This window comes from Martelella sp. (genome assembly GCF_984369615.1).
In genome coordinates this window covers 1-2,740 of record NZ_CFHTCS010000479.1, presented here as the reverse complement: position 1 = coordinate 2,740, position 2,740 = coordinate 1, and the positions used below count along the sequence as shown (strand labels likewise).

The 2,740-nt window shown below is 62.2% G+C and carries 2 protein-coding genes and 1 pseudogene; all 3 read right to left on the bottom strand.

Annotation, left to right across the window (positions count from 1 at the left end; translation table 11 throughout):
* The coding region (locus AC5DC2_RS22530; protein WP_491700104.1) for an ABC transporter permease at positions 1–992 on the bottom strand (992 nt) is incomplete at its 3' end.
* Entirely contained in the window at positions 989–2,002 is a 1,014-nt protein-coding gene (locus AC5DC2_RS22525) for an ABC transporter permease (protein ID WP_024706063.1), read from the bottom strand. The genes AC5DC2_RS22530 and AC5DC2_RS22525, both read right to left, overlap by 4 nt.
* Before the next feature lie 113 nt (positions 2,003–2,115).
* Positions 2,116–2,740: pseudogene (locus AC5DC2_RS22520) on the bottom strand (ABC transporter substrate-binding protein); the annotation flags it as partial.

Here is a 2,740-nt window from a genome sequence, read left to right as displayed (position 1 = left end):
AGCATCAGCCCCCAGGAAATCATCGGCGGTTTGACCGCAAAGCCGAGGAAGCCAAGAAAGGCCTCGAGCAGCACGACCGTGGGGATCGCGAGCGTGACCGCGACGATGACATGGCTCATCACGTTGGGCAGGATATGGCGGAAGATGATGCGCTTGTCGGTGGCGCCGACGGCGATGGCCGCGCGCACATAATCCATGCGCACCAGCCCCATTGTCTTGCCGCGCACCTCGCGCGACATCTGCGCCCAGCCGAGCGCCGACATCACCGCGATGACGAAGCCGAGGAACACCTTGGTGGGCGCGGTCACGGGAATGAGCGAGGCCAGCGCCAGATAAAAGGGCAGTTGCGGAAAGGCGAGCACCAGCTCGACGAAGCGCTGGATCCACGAATCCACCGGCCCGCCGAAATAGCCCGACGTCATGCCGATGGATGTTCCGACGATGGTGACGACGGTGACCACGGTGAGTGCGATCAGAAGCGAAATCCGCGAGCCGTAGAGAATGCGCGACAGCACGTCCCGGCCGAGCTTGTCGGTGCCGAGAAAATGGATCACCGAGCCATCGGTCGCGCCGATGAAATGCCGGTCGGCCGGAATGAGGCCGAACAGCTTGTAGGGTGCGCCCTTCACGAACAGACCGATGATCTGCGGGTTGTCGTAATCCTTGCCGACAAGCGGCTGGAAGGTGATCGGGTCCAGTTCGCCTGTATCGCCGAGCGGATAGACGCGCGGCGGAAACACGAATTCGCCGTCCTTGCCAAACACAGTGACCATCTGCGGCGGCTGGTAGGAATCACCGGTCACGCGCGGATCGGCCGGCGACAGGAAATCGGCGAACACGGCGACGAACAGCAGGAAGATCACCAGGATCAGGCCCATCATGCCGGAAAATGACCGCTTCAGCCTGCGCCAGACCAGCGCCAGATAGGTTTCGTTCTTGTTGGCTTCCGGTTCTTTGACCGTATCGACGGTTTGAAGGATGTTGTCGGTCATGCCGCGGCCCTCCCGGTCTGTCTGACGCGCGGATCGAGGGCCACGAGCAGAAGGTCGGCGATGATGTTGCCGATCAGCAGCATGGCCGAGAGCAGCAGCATGAAGGTCGCCGTGACATAGACGTCGCCCACCTGCATGGAGCCGACGATGGCCGGACCGACGGTCGGCAGCGCGAAGATGATGGCGACCTCGATTTCGCCGGTCAGCATGTAGGGCAGAACCACGCCCTGATACATGACGAGGGGATGCAGCGCATTGGGCACGGCATGGCGCATGATCACCTTGCGCTCCGAAAGCCCCTTGGCGCGCGCCGTCTCGACATATTGCATGTTCAGCGTGTCGAGCAGGTTGCCGCGCATCACCCGCATATTGTAGGCGAGCCCGCCGAAGGTGGCGATGGCGACGACCGGCCAGATGTGCTGCACGAGATTGACGAACTTGCCCCAGGACCAGGGCGCGCCGCCATATTGCGGCGAGAAGAAACTGCCCACTTCGTTGACGTCGAAATGGAAGACGAGGACATAGACGATGATCAGCGCCATCAAAAAGCGCGGCACCGTCATGCCGAGAAAGGCGACCCCCGACAGCGCCGTATCGATCCAGCTATATTGGCGCGTCGCCGCGACGATGCCGAAACCGATGCCGAGAATGGAAGCGAGGATATGGCAGGTCAGCGCCAGCGCCAGCGTGCGCGGCAAGCGCTGGGCGACGACGTCGGACACCGGCTTGTTGTAATAGAGGCTCTGGCCGAAATCGCCGTGGAAGACGATCCCCTTCACCCAATTCAGATATTGCACGGGAAGCGGATCGTTCAGGCCGTGGGTCTCGCGATAGGCCTCGGCCTGCCGGTCGGCCTGTTCGAAGGTTGCGCCGCCCTGATTGATCGCCTGCGAGCGAATGTAATCGCTGTAATCGCCCGGCGGGGCCTGGATGATGACGAAGGTCACGATGCTGAGCACGAACAGCAGCATCAGCCCCGACATGATCCGGTTGAACAGAAATCGCGCCATTTTATCCTTGCGTCCCTTGTCTGTGCGGACCGGCAACTGGAGGAGAACAGGGTTGCCGGTCCGCGAGGTTGGCGGCGGCGCTTTCGCAAGAGCCGCCGCGACGCTTTCGGGTGTCAGCCGCTGACCGGGCCGTCGCCGCCCCGTTCACCCGGCAGGGTTTTCGGGAACAGTTCGTAGTCCTGCTGCTCGTCCGCCGGAACGAACATGCGCTCGCGGATAATGGCGTCTTCCGCCCAGTTGAACATGAAGATCGGCGCACCGGCGGCGACATTGTCGAAGCGTTTGTTGACGATCAGCGCGCCTGGATATTCCGTCAGCCCGACCATATCGACATTCTGCGTCACCACGGTCTGATACTGTTTCATCAGTTCGGCCCGCTCGGCATTATCGTCGGTGGCGATGAACTGGTCGATGATATCGACCATCTGTTCCTCATAGGGCATCAGGTCGAGCGTGCCGTCCGGCCCGGCGCGGTGATGTTCGCTTGTGCGCGGTCCTACAGGCGCAAGGCCGGTCGTGCCCTGCACCACGGATGCCAGAGCCGGCGGATTGCGCAGGATCATCCAGTCGAACTTGCCTGCCCGCCGCTGGTTGTCGAACTGGTTGTTCTCGATGGCGTTCTGCACCACCCTGAGGCCCACCTGCTGCAACTGGCCGATCAGGCCCTCGGCGAGGCTGAGGTCGGTCGTGTAGTTGGAACTCAGCGAGACCACGATATCGACATCCTGCCCGCCAAGC

What these genes read in the sequence shown, in the direction of transcription:
- AC5DC2_RS22525 (WP_024706063.1), bottom strand. Translation starts at nt 2,002, where the DNA reads ATGGCGCGATTTCTGTTCAACCGGATCATGTCGGGGCTGATGCTGCTG.